Annotated in this window: 16 protein-coding genes; 13 read left to right on the top strand and 3 right to left on the bottom strand. The window is 54.1% G+C overall.

Going from position 1 to position 18549, the window contains the following annotated elements; all coding sequences use genetic code 11:
* Positions 1-22: 22 nt before the first annotated feature.
* Complete coding sequence (locus ACR6JA_RS08890) at positions 23-1462, bottom strand: alanine/glycine:cation symporter family protein (protein WP_494493915.1); 1440 nt, start codon at positions 1460-1462, stop codon at positions 23-25.
* Positions 1463-1679: 217 nt separating this feature from the next.
* On the opposite strand from ACR6JA_RS08890, the gene tal reads away from it, so the two are divergent.
* The 3 genes from tal (at position 1680) to ACR6JA_RS08905 (ending at position 4766) form a co-directional block, all read left to right on the top strand.
* Positions 1680-2633 (top strand): transaldolase, encoded by a 954-nt coding sequence (gene tal / locus ACR6JA_RS08895; protein ID WP_008461680.1) that lies wholly within the window; start codon positions 1680-1682, stop codon positions 2631-2633.
* Between the two features lie 109 nt (positions 2634-2742).
* Positions 2743-3330, top strand: a complete 588-nt coding sequence (gene mog / locus ACR6JA_RS08900) for a molybdopterin adenylyltransferase (protein ID WP_085541382.1) — start codon at positions 2743-2745, stop codon at positions 3328-3330.
* A gap of 125 nt (positions 3331-3455) precedes the next feature.
* Positions 3456-4766, top strand: a complete 1311-nt coding sequence (locus tag ACR6JA_RS08905) for an MFS transporter (protein WP_213715101.1) — start codon at positions 3456-3458, stop codon at positions 4764-4766.
* Positions 4767-4817: 51 nt separating this feature from the next.
* Here the strand turns inward: ACR6JA_RS08905 and satP are convergent, their stop codons facing one another.
* Complete coding sequence (gene satP, locus ACR6JA_RS08910) at positions 4818-5384, bottom strand: acetate uptake transporter (RefSeq protein WP_008461687.1); 567 nt, start codon at positions 5382-5384, stop codon at positions 4818-4820.
* A 297-nt stretch (positions 5385-5681) separates the two neighbouring features.
* Between satP and dnaK the strand changes: the two genes are divergently transcribed.
* From dnaK to nhaR, 4 genes are all read left to right on the top strand, one after another.
* Positions 5682-7604 carry a molecular chaperone DnaK gene (gene dnaK, locus ACR6JA_RS08915; RefSeq protein WP_008461689.1) on the top strand — a complete coding sequence of 641 codons (1923 nt, stop codon included), beginning with the start codon at positions 5682-5684 and terminating at the stop codon, positions 7602-7604.
* Between the two features lie 84 nt (positions 7605-7688).
* Positions 7689-8822, top strand: a complete 1134-nt coding sequence (gene dnaJ / locus ACR6JA_RS08920) for a molecular chaperone DnaJ (RefSeq protein WP_213715102.1) — start codon at positions 7689-7691, stop codon at positions 8820-8822.
* Positions 8823-9020: 198 nt separating this feature from the next.
* A complete protein-coding gene (gene nhaA / locus ACR6JA_RS08925) occupies positions 9021-10193 on the top strand; it encodes a Na+/H+ antiporter NhaA (RefSeq protein WP_213715103.1) in 1173 nt (390 codons plus the stop codon).
* Between the two features lie 66 nt (positions 10194-10259).
* Positions 10260-11153: a transcriptional activator NhaR gene (gene nhaR / locus ACR6JA_RS08930; protein WP_008461693.1), complete on the top strand. Its 894-nt coding sequence runs from the start codon at positions 10260-10262 to the stop codon at positions 11151-11153.
* Between the two features lie 64 nt (positions 11154-11217).
* Here the strand turns inward: nhaR and rpsT are convergent, their stop codons facing one another.
* A complete protein-coding gene (rpsT, locus tag ACR6JA_RS08935) occupies positions 11218-11481 on the bottom strand; it encodes a 30S ribosomal protein S20 (protein ID WP_008461694.1) in 264 nt (87 codons plus the stop codon).
* A 326-nt stretch (positions 11482-11807) separates the two neighbouring features.
* Here rpsT and ribF point away from each other — a divergent pair, with 326 nt between their 5' ends.
* The 6 genes from ribF to rihC all read left to right on the top strand — a co-directional run bounded on the left by ribF (position 11808) and on the right by rihC (position 18486).
* Positions 11808-12740 (top strand): bifunctional riboflavin kinase/FAD synthetase, encoded by a 933-nt coding sequence (gene ribF, locus ACR6JA_RS08940; protein WP_494493916.1) that lies wholly within the window; start codon positions 11808-11810, stop codon positions 12738-12740.
* 32 nt (positions 12741-12772) lie between these two features.
* Entirely contained in the window at positions 12773-15589 is a 2817-nt protein-coding gene (gene ileS, locus ACR6JA_RS08945) for an isoleucine--tRNA ligase (protein ID WP_494493917.1), read from the top strand.
* Positions 15586-16092, top strand: a complete 507-nt coding sequence (gene lspA, locus ACR6JA_RS08950; RefSeq protein WP_039290186.1) for a signal peptidase II — start codon at positions 15586-15588, stop codon at positions 16090-16092. Before ileS ends, lspA begins: the two co-directional genes overlap by 4 nt.
* A gap of 3 nt (positions 16093-16095) precedes the next feature.
* Complete coding sequence (gene fkpB / locus ACR6JA_RS08955) at positions 16096-16566, top strand: FKBP-type peptidyl-prolyl cis-trans isomerase (protein WP_039300323.1); 471 nt, start codon at positions 16096-16098, stop codon at positions 16564-16566.
* On the top strand, positions 16547-17497 hold the full coding sequence (gene ispH / locus ACR6JA_RS08960; RefSeq protein ID WP_166876868.1) for a 4-hydroxy-3-methylbut-2-enyl diphosphate reductase: 951 nt from the start codon (positions 16547-16549) through the stop codon (positions 17495-17497). The genes fkpB and ispH overlap by 20 nt, the downstream gene beginning before the upstream one ends.
* Before the next feature lie 74 nt (positions 17498-17571).
* Positions 17572-18486 carry a ribonucleoside hydrolase RihC gene (rihC, locus tag ACR6JA_RS08965; protein WP_213715249.1) on the top strand — a complete coding sequence of 305 codons (915 nt, stop codon included), beginning with the start codon at positions 17572-17574 and terminating at the stop codon, positions 18484-18486.
* Positions 18487-18549: the final 63 nt, after the last annotated feature.

The raw sequence follows: 18549 nt of genomic DNA on the forward strand, positions 1-18549 counted from the left end.
CGCGGCCTATGGCTGCAATCAGCTAAGGTTTTTTTTCCACGTCTCTGTCCCAAACGCCGGGGGCAAGCTGGGTCTTAATCTCCGGGAAACGGTTGGGGTTGAAAATAGGCGATATGCCCAGCTTTTGCTGGCGCAGATAATCTGCCGCTATCGTTTTCACCACCGGAGAAAGCAGCAGGATCGCCGTGATATTGGTTAACGCCATAATCGCCATCGCCACGTCTGCCAGCTGCCAGACCAGCGGCAGCGCGGCCTGCGTACCGAACATCACCATAGTGAGTACCATAAAGCGCAGTAAAAATTTCAGCGCGCGGCTGTCCTGGTTCAGGAACAGCAAATTGTTCTCAGCGTAGGAGTAATTCGCCATGATAGACGTGAAGGCGAACAGGAAAACGATAACCACGATAAAACCGCTTCCCCAGCCGCCTACGGCTGAGCTGAGCGCCTGCTGAACCAAAATAATGCCGCTGCGCGACGTTTCTATGCCGTCCATCATGCCGGACATCAGCACAATGGCGGCAGTCGCGGTGCAGATGATCACCGTATCAATTAACACCCCAAACATTTGCACCACGCCCTGAGTGGCCGGATGTGGAGGCCATGCCGCTGCCGCGGCGGCTGCGTTAGGCGTGGAGCCCATGCCCGCTTCGTTAGAAAACATCCCGCGCTGGAAGCCATTGGTGATGGCCTGGCTGACGGTATAACCCAGCGCGCCCGAAGCGGCTTCGTGCCAGCCGAAGGCTTGGCTGAAAATCAGCCGGATGACTTCGGGGAAACGTTCAATGTGCAGCCCCACAACATACAGGCTCATGCATACCCAGAGTAATGCCATTGGCGGCACTAGCCACTGGGAGAGGCGAGCAATGGTCCGCATTCCTCGCCAGATGACCAGCGCGGTAGCCGTAACCAGGAAAAGGCCCACCCAGATTTTTGGCACGTCAAACGCGTAGTGAGTGGCAATCGCGATGGAGTTGGCCTGTACGGCGTTGAACACCATGCCGAAGGCAACGATCAAAAAGACGGAAAACAGCACCCCCATCCAGCGTATGCCAAGCCCACGCTCCATATACCAGGCCGGGCCGCCGCGGTAGTTTCCTTCTTTGTCGCGGGTTTTATAGAGTTGGGCGAGGGAGCACTCTGCGAAGGCGGTGGCCATGCTGAGCACGGCGGCAACCCACATCCAGAACACCGAGCCGGGGCCACCTGCTGAGATGGCCAGCGCAATGCCCGCAAGGTTACCGCTGCCGACGCGCGCGGCAAGGCTGGTGCAAAGTGCCTGGAATGAGGATATTCCGGAAGGATCCGGCGAGTCGCTGTTGCGCAGGAAAAGGCGCAGCCGGGTAAAGTAACGGAACTGGACGAAGCCGCTGCGGAAGGTGAACCAGATGCCCGCGCCAATAAGCAGCCAAAGTAGGACCGAGCCCCAAAGCACCTCATTGATAAAAAATAAAAAATCTGTCATTAACGTCCCTCTTGTTAATGCGTGATGGCGGCGAGGTTGACGGGCCCGGGCCATACAATCCATTACGTTACAGATAAATTGGCGGTCGAGTTTAGCATATTCTCGTCCACTGGACGGACAGCACTTGTCGCGGTTGCACCTGATGGGCGGCGTGATATCATCAAGCCAGACCGGTTACATCTCCCTAACAAGCTACACCTGAAGAGAAACACTCATTATGACGGATAAATTGACTTCTTTGCGTCAACTGACCACCGTGGTTGCTGACACCGGAGATATCGCGGCGATGAAGCTGTACCAGCCGCAAGATGCTACTACCAACCCTTCTCTGATCCTTAACGCTGCGCAGATCCCTGAGTACCGTAAACTGATCGACGAAGCGATTACCTGGGCTCGTAGCCAGAGCAACGATCGCGCTCAGCAGGTGGTTGATGCTTCCGACAAGCTGGCGGTAAACATCGGCCTGGAAATTCTGAAGCTGATCCCTGGCCGTATCTCGACCGAAGTGGATGCTCGCCTTTCCTATGATACCGAAGCCAGCATCGCGAAAGCCAAACACCTGATCAAGCTCTACAACGACGCGGGCATCAGCAACGATCGCATCCTGATTAAACTGGCTTCTACCTGGCAGGGCATCCGCGCTGCAGAACAGCTGGAAAAAGAAGGCATCAACTGTAACCTGACCCTGCTGTTCTCCTTCGCTCAGGCTCGTGCCTGTGCTGAAGCTGGCGTGTTCCTGATTTCTCCGTTCGTTGGCCGTATCCTTGACTGGTACAAAGCTAACACCGATAAGAAAGAGTACGCACCGCAGGAAGATCCAGGCGTGGTTTCCGTGACTGAAATCTACCAGTACTACAAGCAGCACGGTTATGAAACCGTGGTGATGGGTGCAAGCTTCCGTAACGTCGGTGAAATCGTCGAGCTGGCTGGCTGTGACCGCCTGACTATCGCACCTGCCCTGCTGAAAGAGCTGGCAGAAAGCGAAGGCGCAATCGAGCGTAAGCTGAGCTACACCGGGGAAGTGAAAGCGCGTCCTGAGCGCATCACCGAGTCCCAGTTCCTGTGGCAGCACAACCAGGATCCAATGGCCGTAGACAAACTGGCGGACGGTATCCGTAAGTTTGCTATCGACCAGGAAAAACTGGAAAAAATGATCGGCGACCTGCTGTAATCATTCTCGTGGCCGGCTTCTGTCGGCCACGCTTTTCACCGCTTTCCCTGTCTGCAACGCCTTTCCCCGTGTATCATTCCTCTCAGACTTGCTGATTTCCGGGATTGATATGAATACCTTACGCATTGGACTCGTGTCCATTTCAGACCGCGCTTCTAGCGGCGTTTATCAGGATAAAGGCATCCCTGCGCTGCAAGAGTGGCTTGAGCAGACGTTGACGACGCCGTTTAAAATAGAAACCCGACTGATCCCTGACGAGCAATCCATCATTGAACAAGCACTTTGCGAGCTGGTGGATGAAATGGCCTGCCATTTGGTGCTGACCACCGGCGGAACCGGGCCGGCGCGTCGTGACGTAACGCCGGACGCTACGCTCGCCGTCGCAGATCGTTTAATGCCTGGCTTTGGCGAACAGATGCGTCAGATCAGCCTGCATTTTGTCCCGACAGCGATCCTCTCGCGTCAGGTGGGCGTCATTCGCAAACAGGCGTTGATCCTCAACCTTCCGGGGCAGCCAAAATCGATTCAGGAAACGCTGGAAGGCGTGAAAGATGAAACCGGCAAGGTTGTGGTGCCGGGAATTTTTGCGAGTGTACCGTATTGTATACAACTGCTGGATGGGCCTTATGTTGAAACACATGACCATGTGGTAGCAGCTTTCCGCCCTAAAAGTGCTCGGCGCGAGACAAAACCCTGAATAATTGGCTTTTGTGACATAAGATCGAATTGGTATGGAGTGTGAACATTTTATCGTTATAGTAACTCTGGCTTTACAGCTAAACGGAAAAAATAATTAACACTCCTCTTTACAAGCGGTCCCCTATGTCAAAACAGCACGCCAGACCTCTTAACCGGCAGGATTACAAAACCCTGACGCTTGCAGCCCTCGGTGGCGCCCTCGAATTCTACGACTTCATTATCTTCGTCTTCTTTGCGGCGGTGCTGGGAGAGCTCTTCTTCCCGGCCGATATCCCGGAGTGGCTGCGCCAGGTGCAGACATTCGCTATTTTCGCGGCCGGTTATCTTGTGCGTCCGCTGGGCGGGGTTGTGATGGCGCACTTTGGCGATCTGGTTGGCCGCAAAAAGATGTTTACCCTCAGCATTCTGCTGATGGCGGTACCGACGCTGGCCATAGGTTTGTTGCCAACGTACGCTTCATTAGGCATTGCGGCTCCTCTGTTGCTGCTGCTGATGCGTATTCTGCAGGGGGCGGCAATCGGCGGCGAAGTTCCGGGCGCCTGGGTGTTTGTCTCTGAGCATGTGCCGGATAAGCGGATTGGTATTGCCTGCGGCATTTTGACGATGGGGCTGACCGTCGGGATTCTGTTGGGCTCCGTGGTGGCAACCATTATTAATACTTCCATGACCCAGCAGGCGATTCATGACGGCGGCTGGCGCATTCCTTTCTTCCTTGGCGGGATTTTTGGTCTGGTGGCGATGTACCTTCGCCGCTGGCTGCGTGAAACGCCGATCTTCCTCGAAATGCAGCAGCGTAAAGCGCTGGCCGAGGAGATGCCGCTTAAGTCAGTCGTGGTTGGGCATAAAAAAGCGGTGGTTGTTTCTATGCTGCTGACCTGGCTGCTCTCCGCCTGCATCGTGGTGGTGATATTGATGTCGCCGATCTGGCTGCAAAAACAGCATGGGATCGCGCCTGCTTTAACGTTGCAGGCAAACAGTATTGCCACGATTATGCTGTGCGTGGGCTGCCTGCTGGCAGGGCTGTCGGCTGACCGCTATGGCTCAGGGAAAACCTTTACCGTCGGCAGCGTCTTGCTCGCCATCTGTAGCTGGATGTTTTATCACCTGAGTGGGACGCATCCAGAGCATCTCTTCTTGCTGTATGGCCTGGTCGGGCTGAGCGTGGGCGTGGTTGGCGCGGTGCCATATGTTATGGTGCGAGCCTTCCCGGCGCAGGTACGATTCACCGGAATTTCGTTTTCTTACAATCTGTCCTATGCCATTTTTGGCGGCCTGACGCCGATTGCGGTCACCATGTTAATGGGCGTTTCGCCGATGGCTCCGGCCTGGTACGTGCTGGCGCTTGCCATTGTGGGTTTGGTGATGGGGATTTGGCTAAGAAAGGATATTCATCATCAGGATAAGATAGAGGAAAGGGCGCTGACGCCTTCCTGAATAAAAAAACGCGGAGCAGAGCTCCGCGTTTTGCTTTTCGCTAAAGGAATATTAGTGCTTTTCGCCGATCGGCAGTACGGTGCGGCCAAACTGCTCGTTCAGCACTTCACCCATCGCCAGGTAGATAGCGCTTGCGCCACACACCAGGCCAATCCAGCCCGCGACTTTCACCATACCTTCGTTATCTGCCAGGTGGCCAATCGCCAGCAGGGCAAACAGCACGGTCAGGCTGGCAAACACGAACTGCAGCATACGTGGGGCCTTCAGGGTGCCGAAGAACATGAACAGGGTGAAGACACCCCACAGGCCCAGGTACGCGCCAAGGAAGTGGCCGTTGGCCGCATCGCTAAGGCCCATCTTAGGCATCAGCAGAATCGCCACCAGCGTCAGCCAGAAAGAGCCGTAGGAGGTGAAGGCGGTTAAACCGAAAGTGTTCCCTTTTTTAAACTCCAGCAGGCCCGCGAAGATTTGCGCGATACCGCCGTAGAAAATCCCCATCGCGAGGATAGTAACGTCAAAACCAAAAATACCTGCGTTATGCAGGTTGAGCAAAATGGTGGTCATGCCGAAGCCCATTAAGCCCAGGGGAGCTGGATTAGCCAACTTAGTGTTGCCCATAGTTCCTCTAAAAAATTCATCTGAAATGTAGTGTTAATTAAGGCCCCGCAGCCGGGAGTCCGGTTGCGGGCGCGGCATAATAATCAGGCTGCACGTCGGCGTCTATGATCTGAGCGGGGGGAAAGCGGAAAATTTTTTTTCACCTGCCCCTTGATGGCAAGCGTTGCGACCCCATCTTGTATGCAACCGCAGTTGGCGGACCTGAAAAAAAACGCTTCGGGCAGTTGAAACAGACGCTTTTGCCCGCATAACAGGTTCACAACCACATGATGACGAATTTTTAGTGGAGACGTTTAGATGGGTAAAATTATTGGTATCGACCTGGGGACTACTAACTCTTGTGTCGCGATTATGGATGGTACAACTGCTCGTGTGCTGGAGAACGCCGAGGGCGACCGCACCACGCCTTCTATCATTGCTTACACGCAGGACGGAGAAATCCTGGTAGGTCAGCCGGCTAAACGTCAGGCAGTGACTAACCCGCAAAACACTCTCTTTGCGATTAAACGCCTGATTGGCCGTCGCTTCCAGGACGAAGAAGTGCAGCGTGATGAAGCCATCATGCCTTACAAAATCATCGGCGCTGACAACGGCGACGCATGGATTGACGTAAAAGGTCAGAAAATGGCACCGCCGCAGATCTCTGCTGAAGTGCTGAAGAAAATGAAGAAAACCGCTGAAGATTACCTGGGTGAGCCGGTAACCGAAGCTGTTATCACCGTACCTGCATACTTTAACGATGCTCAGCGTCAGGCAACCAAAGACGCTGGCCGTATCGCAGGTCTGGAAGTGAAACGTATCATCAACGAACCAACCGCCGCCGCTCTGGCTTACGGCCTCGATAAAGAAGTCGGCAACCGTACAATCGCGGTTTACGACCTCGGTGGTGGTACTTTCGATATCTCTATTATCGAAATCGACGAAGTTGACGGCGAGAAAACCTTCGAAGTTCTGGCAACCAACGGTGATACCCACCTGGGTGGTGAAGACTTCGACAGCCGTATGATCAACTACCTCGTTGACGAGTTTAAGAAAGATCAGGGTATTGACCTGCGTAACGATCCGCTGGCAATGCAGCGCCTGAAAGAAGCGGCAGAAAAAGCCAAAATCGAGCTTTCTTCTGCACAGCAGACCGACGTGAACCTGCCGTACATCACTGCAGACGCGACCGGTCCAAAGCATATGAACATCAAAGTGACCCGTGCGAAACTGGAATCCCTGGTCGAAGACCTGGTCAACCGTTCTATCGAGCCGCTGAAAGTTGCCCTGCAGGATGCTGGCCTGTCCGTTTCCGATATCCAGGACGTTATCCTGGTCGGCGGCCAGACTCGTATGCCAATGGTGCAGAAAAAAGTTGCTGAGTTCTTCGGTAAAGAGCCGCGTAAAGACGTTAACCCGGACGAAGCTGTTGCTATCGGTGCAGCGGTTCAGGGCGGCGTGCTGACCGGTGATGTAAAAGACGTGCTGTTGCTGGACGTTACCCCACTGTCTCTGGGTATCGAAACTATGGGTGGCGTGATGACTGCGCTCATCAGCAAAAACACCACCATCCCAACCAAGCACAGCCAGGTGTTCTCTACTGCGGAAGACAACCAGTCTGCGGTAACCATCCACGTGATTCAGGGTGAGCGTAAACGCGCATCCGATAACAAATCACTGGGTCAGTTCAACCTGGATGGGATCAGCCCGGCACCGCGCGGTATGCCACAGATCGAAGTCACCTTCGACATCGATGCTGACGGTATTCTGCACGTCTCCGCGAAAGACAAAAACAGCGGTAAAGAGCAGAAGATCACCATCAAAGCATCTTCTGGCCTGAACGAAGACGAAATCCAGAAAATGGTTCGTGATGCAGAAGCTAACGCCGAAGCTGACCGTAAGTTCGAAGAGCTGGTTCAGACCCGTAACCAGGGTGACCATCTGCTGCACAGCACCCGTAAGCAGGTTGAAGAAGCAGGCGACAAACTGCCGGCTGACGACAAAACTGCTATCGAGTCTGCGCTGACCGCGCTGGAAGCGTCCCTGAAGGGCGAAGACAAAGCGGACATCGAAGCTAAAATCCAGGCTCTGGCTGAAGTTTCCCAGAAGCTGATGGAACTGGCTCAGCAGCAGCACGCTGAGCAGCAGGCTGGCAATGCCGCAGATGCAGGCCACGCCAACGCCGGCAAAGACGACGATGTTGTTGATGCCGAGTTCGAAGAAGTTAAAGATAAAAAATAATCGCCCTGATGCAGGGTAATTAACCGGCACGGGCGCGGAGTTTACTCCACGCCCGTGCTCGTATGTTAAGGGCAGAAAAAAGAGATGGCGAAGAGAGACTATTACGAGGTTTTAGGCGTTCCGAAGTCAGCGGAAGAGCGTGAAATCAAAAAGGCTTACAAGCGCCTGGCGATGAAGTTCCATCCGGACCGTAACCAGGGCGATAAAGAGGCCGAGGCGAAGTTCAAAGAGATCAAAGAAGCCTACGAAATCCTGACCGATGACCAAAAACGTGCGGCCTACGATCAGTACGGTCACGCTGCGTTTGAACAAGGTGGTATGGGCGGCGGTGGCGGCTTTGGCGGCGGCGGTGCCGACTTCAGCGATATCTTTGGCGACGTATTCGGCGACATTTTTGGTGGCGGACGACGCCAGCGTGCGTCCCGCGGTGCAGACCTGCGCTACAACATGGACTTAACGCTTGAGGAAGCGGTTCGTGGCGTCACCAAAGAGATCCGTATCCCGACGCTCGAAGAGTGCGAAGTTTGCCACGGCAGCGGCGCGAAGAAAGGGTCTTCCCCGCAGACCTGTCCAACCTGTCACGGCCAGGGCCAGGTGCAGATGCGCCAGGGCTTCTTTACCGTGCAGCAAAGCTGCCCGCACTGTCAGGGCCGCGGCACTATCATTAAAGATCCGTGCAACAGCTGTCACGGTCATGGCCGCGTAGAGAAAACCAAAACGCTGTCGGTGAAAATCCCGGCAGGCGTGGATACCGGTGACCGTATTCGTCTGTCTGGCGAAGGCGAAGCGGGCGAACACGGCGCGCCATCAGGCGATCTGTACGTTCAGGTTCAGGTGAAACAGCACCCAATCTTCGAACGTGAAGGCAATAACCTCTACTGCGAAGTGCCGATCAACTTTGCGATGGCTGCGCTGGGTGGGGAAATTGAAGTCCCCACTCTGGACGGTCGAGTTAACTTGAAGGTTCCGGGTGAAACGCAAACTGGCAAGCTGTTCAGAATGCGCGGTAAAGGCGTGAAGTCCGTACGCGGCGGTGCGCAGGGCGATCTGCTGTGCCGTGTCGTTGTAGAGACGCCAGTTAGTCTGAACGAAAAACAGAAAAAGCTGCTGCGTGATTTAGAAGAGAGCTTCGGCGGCCCTACCGGGTCGAATAACAGCCCGCGTTCGAAGAGCTTCTTCGACGGGGTGAAGAAATTCTTTGATGATTTAACTCGGTAATTTCTTCCTGTTGGTGTGCTTCAAAAAACCTGAACTGCTTCATTCGGTTCAGGTTTTTTTTATGTTTTTTGATATGAATCGGTTTTTCCGATCGTTTTTTGCCATATAAGCTGTTTTTAACGATGTGTCATTATCGCTATGCTGGCTACCCTATTAGTGTTCAGGATGAATACGCTACTTAGAGAGTTGGGTGAAATAATGACTAAAAATCTGCAACGTTTCTTTCAGAATGATGCCGCTGGCGGTATTTTTTTGATTGTTGCCGCGGCACTGGCAATGCTACTGGCAAATATGGGATCGACCAGCGCTGGCTATGAGGCTTTTCTTGCCACACCTGTTGAAGTGAGAATTGGGCCGCTGGATATCAGTAAAAATCTGCTGCTGTGGGTGAATGATGCCTTGATGGCGATTTTCTTCCTGATGATTGGCCTTGAGGTAAAGAGGGAAATGGTTATCGGGTCACTGGCCGATCGCCGTCAGGCTTCATTCCCGGTCATTGCCGCCCTGGGTGGGATGGTGGTACCGGCTCTGCTTTATCTGGTTTTTAACTATGCTGATCCTGTAACCCGTGAAGGCTGGGCGATACCTGCGGCAACCGACATTGCCTTTGCTTTAGGGATCCTTGCGCTTCTAGGCAACCGTGTCCCGCTGGCACTGAAGGTTTTCCTGATGGCGCTGGCAATTATTGATGATCTTGGCGCAATTGTGATTATCGCGCTGTTTTATACCAGCGATCTTTCGGTGATGTCGCTCGGTGTCGCTGCCGTGGCCATTGTGGCACTGGCATTGCTGAACCTGTTTAACGTGCGTCGTACCGGAGTCTACATTCTGGTGGGCGTAATATTGTGGACTGCGGTACTGAAATCAGGCGTGCATGCCACGCTAGCAGGCGTGATTATTGGCTTCTTCATTCCACTGAAAGAAGAAAAGGGACGCTCGCCAGCTCAGGACCTGGAGCATGTGCTGCATCCGTGGGTCGCCTTCCTGATCCTGCCGCTGTTTGCTTTTGCTAATGCAGGGGTTTCCCTCAGCGGAGTGACCATGCAGGGGCTAACGTCGCTTCTGCCGCTGGGTATTATGGCCGGGTTGTTCATCGGTAAGCCGCTAGGTATCAGCCTGTTTTGCTGGCTGGCGCTCAAGTTTAAACTTGCCTCACTGCCAGAGGGAACAACCTTCAGGGACATTATGGCAGTAGGCGTGCTGTGCGGCATAGGGTTTACGATGTCCATCTTTATCGCTTCGCTGGCCTTTGGTGACGTTGACGCGGAACTGATCACTTGGGCGAAGCTGGGAATTCTGCTGGGCTCGTTGCTCTCTGCCGTCGTCGGTTTCATGATGCTAAAAGCACGATTGCCTAAGGCGACTTCATGACGTTACTGGCTGCCGGGTCATCGTCAGATGACCCGATAATGGATTAATTCTCAGGGAGTGAAGGGCATGTCCCATATCAATTACAATCATCTTTATTATTTCTGGCACGTTTGCAAAGAAGGGTCGGTTGTCGGTGCCGCTGAGGCATTGTTCCTGACCCCACAAACGATCACCGGGCAAATCAAAGCGCTTGAAGAGCGCCTGCAGGGCAAACTATTTCGCCGTCAGGGCAGGGGACTTGTCCCTTCGGAGCTGGGGCAACTGGTGTTCCGCTACGCCGACAGAATGTTTACCCTGAGCCAGGAAATGCTGGATATCGTTAACTACCGTAAAGAAGCTAACATTCTGTTTGATGTTGGCGTGGCGGATGCGTTATCCAAGCGTCTGGTTAGCGGCGTGCTGGATGCGGCCGTGGTCGAGGATGAGCAGATCCACCTGCGCTGTTTTGAATCTACCCATGAAATGCTGCTGGAGCAGCTTAGCCAGCATAAGCTGGATATGATCATCTCGGACTGCCCGATTGATTCTACTCAGCAGGAAGGGCTGTTCTCGGTGAAGCTCGGTGAATGCGGTATCAGTTTCTGGTGCCAGGGACCGAAGCCTGAACTGCCTTTCCCCGCCTGTCTGGAAACCAGGCGTCTGCTTATTCCCGGGCGTCGCTCAATGCTGGGGCGCAAACTGCTTAACTGGATTAACATCCAGGGACTGAAGATTGAGATTCTGGGCGAGTTCGATGATGCCGCGCTGATGAAGGCGTTTGGCGCCGCACATAACGCTATCTTTGTGGCACCGACGCTATATGCGCAGGATATCTATAGCGATGACGATATCGTCGAGATAGGCAGAATGGATAACGTGCTGGAGGAGTACCATGCCATTTTTGCCGAACGCATGATTCAGCATCCTGCGGTGCAGCGTATCTGCAGCAAGGATTACTCAGCGCTGTTTAAAGTTGACTGAATGACAGGCATAAAAAAACCGGCGTTAGCCGGTTTTTTTATCAAAGCTCACAGCAAAAAGGCGATTAAGCCAGTTTGTTGATTTGCGCAGTCAGGTTTGCTTTATGACGCGCAGCTTTGTTTTTGTGGATCAGACCTTTAGCAGCCTGACGGTCCACGATTGGTTGCATTTCGTTAAATGCTTTCTGTGCAGCAGCTTTATCGCCAGTTTCAATCGCTGCGTATACTTTCTTGATGAAAGTACGCATCATAGAGCGACGGCTTGCGTTGTGCTTACGAGCCTTTTCAGACTGTACGGCACGTTTCTTAGCTGATTTGATATTAGCCAAGGTCCAACTCCCAAATATGATCTATGTGGACAATTCAAAGGCCGAGGAATATGCCCCGTTAGCCTTCTTTTGTCAATGGATTTGTGCAAATAAGCGTCGTTAAATTTCCGACACCTCTTACGTGTGATGGCGCGGATTCTACCAGCATCAGGCTTCGGAATACAGTCTTTCGCATCAAAATTCGTCAAGACAAATGCGAAGTCTGCGCAAAGCCCTTCCCAGTACAATGAATTCATTCAAGCTTTACGTTAAAGGCGCTAATCGCCGGTTAACCTTAATCGCGGTAGTTGGTATAATCCGCCAATTTCCACTGTTTTGAGCCAGCCATGAAGCTGATACGCGGTATACATAATCTGCGCCGGGAGCACCACGGGTGTGTACTCACCATTGGTAATTTCGACGGCGTGCATCGTGGCCATCAGGCGCTATTAAAGGGTCTGTGCGAAGAGGGGCGTGCGCGCAACCTTCCGGTAATGGTCATGATTTTTGAGCCTCAACCGCTCGAATTGTTTGCACCGGAAAAAGCCCCTGCCCGGCTGACTCGCCTGCGAGAAAAGCTGCGCTACTTGGCCGAGTGTGGTGTGGACTACGTGCTGTGCGTGCGCTTTGATCGCCGCTTCGCCGCGCTGAGCGCACAAAATTTTGTGAGCAACCTTCTGGTTGACCGGCTCGGGGTGCAATTCCTCGCGGTGGGGGATGATTTCCGCTTTGGCGCTGGTCGCCAGGGGGATTTCTTGTTATTACAGAAGGCTGGCCGCGAATACGGTTTTGATATCACCAGCACCCAAACGTTTTGTGACGATGGGGTGCGTATCAGCAGTACCGCGGTGCGCCAGGCGCTGGCCGATGATGATCTGCAGCAGGCAGAAAACCTGTTAGGGCATCCGTTTATGATCTCCGGCCGCGTTGTGCATGGGGATGAACTGGGCCGTACTATTGGCTTCCCGACGGCAAACCTGCCGCTGCGTCGCCACGTTTCCCCGGTAAAAGGGGTTTATGCGGTGGAAGTCTCAGGCCTTGGTGAAAAGCCGATTGCCGGCGTGGCAAACATCGGTACTCGCCCTACGGTGGCGGGAATACGCCAGCAGCTTGAAGTCCATTTACTGGACGTTGTAATGGACCTTTATGGTCGCCATATAGAAGTAGTGCTGCGTAAAAAGATACGTAATGAGCAGCGATTTGCTTCACTCGATGAGCTGAAGGCGCAAATCGCCAGAGATGTGGTGTCAGCCCGAGAATTTTTTGAGTCAAATGCCTGAAAGGCTAACCGAAATACGGAACCGAGAATCTAATGAGTGACTTTAAATCTACCCTAAATTTGCCTGAAACAGGGTTCCCGATGCGCGGCGACTTAGCCAAGCGCGAACCGGGTATGCTGGCGCGTTGGAATGATGACGATCTGTACGGCATCATCCGTAATGCGAAAAAAGGCAAAAAAACCTTTATTTTGCATGATGGCCCTCCTTATGCGAACGGTAGCATTCACATTGGTCACTCAGTTAACAAGATTCTGAAAGATATTATTATCAAATCTAAAGGGCTTTCCGGCTTCGACTCGCCGTACGTTCCAGGCTGGGACTGTCACGGTCTGCCAATCGAGCTTAAGGTTGAGCAGGAATTTGGCAAGCCGGGGGAGAAATTCACCGCAGCAGAATTCCGTGCAAAATGCCGCGAATACGCCGCTAATCAGGTTAACGGTCAGCGCGAAGACTTCATCCGTCTGGGCGTGCTGGGCGACTGGTCGCGTCCTTATCTGACCATGGACTTCAATACTGAAGCCAACATCATTCGTGCGCTGGGCAAAATCATTGGCAATGGCCACCTGCACAAAGGTGCTAAGCCGGTTCACTGGTGCGTGGACTGCCGTTCTGCGCTTGCGGAGGCCGAAGTTGAGTATTACGACAAAACATCCCCGTCCATTGACGTAACGTTCAATGCCGTTGATGCCGATGCCGTGAAAGCTAAGTTTGGTGCTTCTGCCGTTAATGGCCCGGTCTCTCTGCTTATCTGGACCACAACGCCGTGGACGCTGCCAGCGAACCGCGCTATCTCTCTGGGCGCCGAGTTCGATTACGTGCTGGTGCAGATTGAAGGCCAGGCGCTGATCGTGGCGAAAGACCTGCTGGAAAGCGTGCTGAAGCGCGCTGGCGTAACTGATTACCAGGTTCTCGGTACCGTGAAAGGTGCTGAGCTTGAGCTGCTGCGCTTTAAGCACCCGTTCATGGGCTTTGACGTCCCGGCTATTCTGGGCGATCACGTTACCCTGGACGCTGGCACAGGTGCGGTTCACACCGCCGGTGGTCACGGCCCGGACGACTACACCATCAGTCAGAAATACGGCCTGGAAATCGCGAACCCGGTTGGCCCGGACGGGAGCTATCTGCCGGGGACCTATGAAGGTCTGGACGGTGTTCAGGTGTTCAAAGCGAACGACCTGATCGTTAACATCCTGCGTGATAAAGGTGCTCTGCTGCACGTTGAAAAACTGCTGCACAGCTACCCACATTGCTGGCGCCACAAAACGCCGATCATCTTCCGTGCAACGCCACAGTGGTTTATCAGCATGGATCAGAAAGGCCTGCGCGCGCAGTCCCTGAAAGAGATCAAAGGCGTGCAGTGGATCCCTGACTGGGGCCAGGCGCGTATCGAATCCATGGTGGCAAATCGCCCTGACTGGTGTATCTCGCGTCAGCGTACCTGGGGCGTGCCGATGTCCCTGTTCGTGCATAAAGAGACCGAAGAACTGCACCCACGTTCGCTCGAGCTGATGGAAGAAGTCGCTAAGCGCGTTGAGCAAGATGGTATCCAGGCGTGGTGGGATCTCGATCCGCGCGACATCATGGGTGATGACGCAGACAACTACGTTAAAGTGCCGGATACCCTGGACGTTTGGTTCGATTCAGGATCTACGCACTCTTCCGTTGTTGACGTGCGTCCAGAATTCCACGGTCACGCGGCGGATATGTACCTGGAAGGTTCGGATCAGCATCGTGGCTGGTTCATGTCCTCCCTGATGATTTCCACTGCGATGAAAGGCAAAGCGCCTTACCGTCAGGTACTGACCCACGGCTTTACCGTGGATGGTCAGGGCCGCAAGATGTCCAAATCTATCGGCAACACCGTTAGCCCGCAGGACGTGATGAACAAACTCGGCGCGGATATTCTGCGTCTGTGGGTGGCATCTACCGATTACACTGGCGAAATGGCCGTTTCCGACGAGATCCTGAAACGCTCCGCTGACGCTTACCGCCGTATCCGTAACACCGCCCGCTTCCTGCTGGCCAACCTGAACGGCTTCAATCCGGAAACCGATATGGTGAAACCGGAAGAAATGGTGGTGCTGGATCGCTGGGCCGTTGGCTGTGCGCAAGAAGCTCAGGCGGATATCATCGCCTCTTACGAAAACTACGATTTCCACGAAGTTGTGCAGCGCCTGATGCGCTTCTGCTCCGTGGAAATGGGCTCGTTCTACCTCGACATCATCAAAGACCGCCAGTACACCGCGAAAGCGGACAGCGTGGCACGTCGCAGCTGCCAGACCGCGCTGTACCACATTGCTGAAGCGCTGGTCCGCTGGATGGCGCCGATCATGTCCTTCACCGCCGATGAAATCTGGGGCTACCTGCCAGGTTCTCGCGAGAAGTATGTATTCACCGGTGAATGGTACGAAGGTCTGTTTGGCCTGGCGGAAAGCGAAGCGATGAACGGTGAGTTCTGGGACACGCTGCTGATCGTTCGTGGTGAAGTGAACAAGGTTATCGAGCAGGCTCGTACTGATAAGCGCATCGGTGGTTCTCTGGAAGCGGCAGTAACGCTGTACGCTGACGCAGAGCTGGCGGCCAAGCTGAACAGCCTGAGCGACGAATTACGATTTGTCTTGTTGACCTCCGGGGCTGCGGTTGCCGATTATGCGCAGGCGAGTGAAGATGCTCAGCAGAGCGAAATCCTCAAGGGGCTGAAAGTGGCTCTGCGTAAAGCCGACGGTGAGAAGTGCCCGCGCTGCTGGCATTACACCACCGATATCGGTCAGGTAGCGGAACACGCAGAAATCTGCGGCCGCTGTGTCAGCAACGTAGCCGGTGACGGCGAACAACGTAAGTTTGCTTGATGAAACCCATTTTCTCTACCGGATTGCGCTGGCTGTGGCTGGTGGTGGTAGTGCTGATTGTGGACTTGGGCAGTAAATATCTGATCCTCCAGCATTTCATGCTGGGGGATACGGTATCCCTGTTCCCGTCCCTGAATTTGCACTATGCGCGTAACTATGGCGCGGCGTTTAGCTTCCTGGCCGACAAAGGCGGCTGGCAGCGCTGGTTCTTCGCGGGTATCGCTATCGGTATCTGTGTGGCGTTGGTATGGATGATGTATCGCGCTAAAGCCAGCCAGAAACTGAATAACATCGCCTATGCGTTAATCATTGGCGGTGCGCTCGGGAATCTGTTCGATCGCCTGTGGCACGGTTTTGTCGTCGACATGATCGATTTCTACGTTGGCGACTGGCATTTTGCCACCTTCAATCTGGCCGATACCGCAATTTGTATCGGTGCGGCGCTGATTGTGCTGGAGGGATTCTTTGTTTCCTCCGACAAGCCCGCGAAGCAAAAAGGGTAATCCATGGCTGAGTCCGTACAAACCAACAGCGCGGTGCTGGTGCACTTTACGCTTAAGCTTGAGGATGGTTCCACCGCGGAGTCAACCCGTGCTAACGGTAAGCCTGCGCTATTCCGCCTCGGGGATGAAACATTGTCGCCGGGCCTGGAAGACCAACTGGTTGGCCTGAAAGCTGGCGACAAAAAAGCGTTCTCGCTGGCGCCAGAAGCAGCTTTTGGAATTCCAAGCCCGGATATGATCCAGTACTTCTCGCGCCGTGAGTTTGTCGAAGCGGGCGAGCCGGAGCCGGGCGCTATCATGCTCTTTACCGCAATGGATGGCAGCGAAATGCCGGGCGTGGTGCGTGAAGTTAACGGTGATTCTATCACCGTAGACTTTAACCATCCGCTGGCCGGGCAGACTATCCATTTTGATATTGAAGTGCTGGAAGTTGATCCGGTCCTGGAGGCGTTGAATGCAGATCCTGTTGGCTAACCCCAGAGGCTTTTGCGCTGGAGTCGACCGTGCTATCAGCATTGTGGAAAACGCGCTGCAGATTTACGGCGCGCCTATCTACGTTCGTCATGAAGTGGTGCATAACCGCTATGTGGTGGACAGCCTGCGCGAGCGCGGAGCGATTTTTATCGAGCAAATTAGCGAAGTGCCGGACGGCGCTATCCTGATTTTCTCCGCGCACGGTGTTTCTCAGGCGGTGCGTAACGAAGCGAAGAGCCGTGAGCTGACAGTTTTCGATGCCACCTGTCCGTTAGTGACTAAAGTGCATATGGAAGTGGCGCGTGCCAGCCGCCGTGGTGAAGAGTCTATTCTGATTGGCCATGCTGGCCACCCGGAAGTGGAAGGCACCATGGGCCAGTACAGCAACCCGAAAGGGGGCATGTATCTGGTGGAGTCACCGGACGATGTCTGGACGCTTGAAGTCAAAGACGAAAGCAATCTGTCGTTTATGACCCAAACTACGCTTTCCGTGGACGATACCTCGGATGTGATTGACGCCCTGCGTCAGCGCTTCCCGAAAATTATCGGCCCGCGTAAAGACGACATTTGTTATGCCACGACCAACCGTCAGGAAGCGGTTCGGGCGCTGGCCACGGAAGCTGATGTTGTGCTGGTGGTAGGCTCCAAAAACTCCTCGAACTCCAACCGTCTTGCCGAACTGGCGCAGCGGATGGGGAAAGCCGCCTGGCTTATTGATGATGCTTCTGATATTCAGGAGTCCTGGCTAAAAGACGTGAATTGCGTCGGTGTTACCGCCGGGGCCTCTGCGCCTGATGTATTGGTGCAAAACGTCATTGCTCGCCTGCGCGAACTTGGCGGGAGCGAAGCGCAGGAACTGACAGGGCGTGAAGAGAACATCGTCTTTGAAGTGCCGCGTGAACTGCGCGTGGACATCCGTGAAGTGGATTAGCGTCGCAGGTTTCCGTTTATGAGAAGATGCCAGCTGGTGTATGCCCGCTGGCATTTTTTATGGAGAACAGCATGATCAGAACCCCGATTATTCTTGATACTGACCCCGGTATCGACGATGCGGTTGCCCTTGCCGCGGCTTTATTTGCACCCCAGCTGGATTTGAAACTCATCACCACCGTGGCTGGAAATGTCTCGGTGGACAAAACCACGCGTAATGCCCTTCAACTGCTGGAGTTTTGGCAGAAAGAGACGCCCGTGGCGAAAGGGGCTTCTGTCCCGCTGCTACGCCCGCTGCGGGATGCAGCTTACGTGCACGGCGAGTCGGGAATGGAAGGGTATGTCTTCACCGAAACATCTCGCCGTGAACTGCCAATTCCCGCATTCCAGGCCATGTACGATTGTCTGAAAAGCAGCGATGAGCCGGTGACTCTGGTTACCATTGGCCCATTGACTAACGTTGCCATGCTGCTGACGCAGTACCCTGAATGTAAGGCGCGTATTAAACGCGTGGTTATGATGGGCGGCTCTGCGGGGCGGGGCAACTTTACGCCGACGGCTGAATTTAATATGGCCATTGATCCCGAGGCGGCAGCACGCGTCTTTGACAGCGGGCTGGATATCGTCATGTGTGGGCTGGATGTGACAAATCGTGCAATGCTTGCGCCTGAATTTCTGGCTCAGCTGCCAGCCTTGAATCGCACCGGGAAGATGCTGCACGCGCTATTCAGTCATTACCGCAGCGGCAGCATGGATACCGGGCTGCGAATGCATGATTTGACCGCCATTGCGTGGCTGGTGAAGCCCGAGCTGTTCCAGACATTCGCCTGCTTTGTCGCGGTAGAAACGCACGGCACTTATACCAGCGGAACGACAGTGGTGGATCTCGAACATCGTCTCGAACGTCCGGCCAATGCACAGGTTGCGCTGGATATTGATATCCCTGGTTTTCAGGCGTGGGTTGCTGAAGTTCTGGCGTTGGCACCGTGAATAATTATCCCATTAAAAATAGGGGAATTATCTACGTTATTGATAACTGTCGGGCCATGACAG

The organism is Cedecea sp. B1(4), from assembly GCF_059414925.1.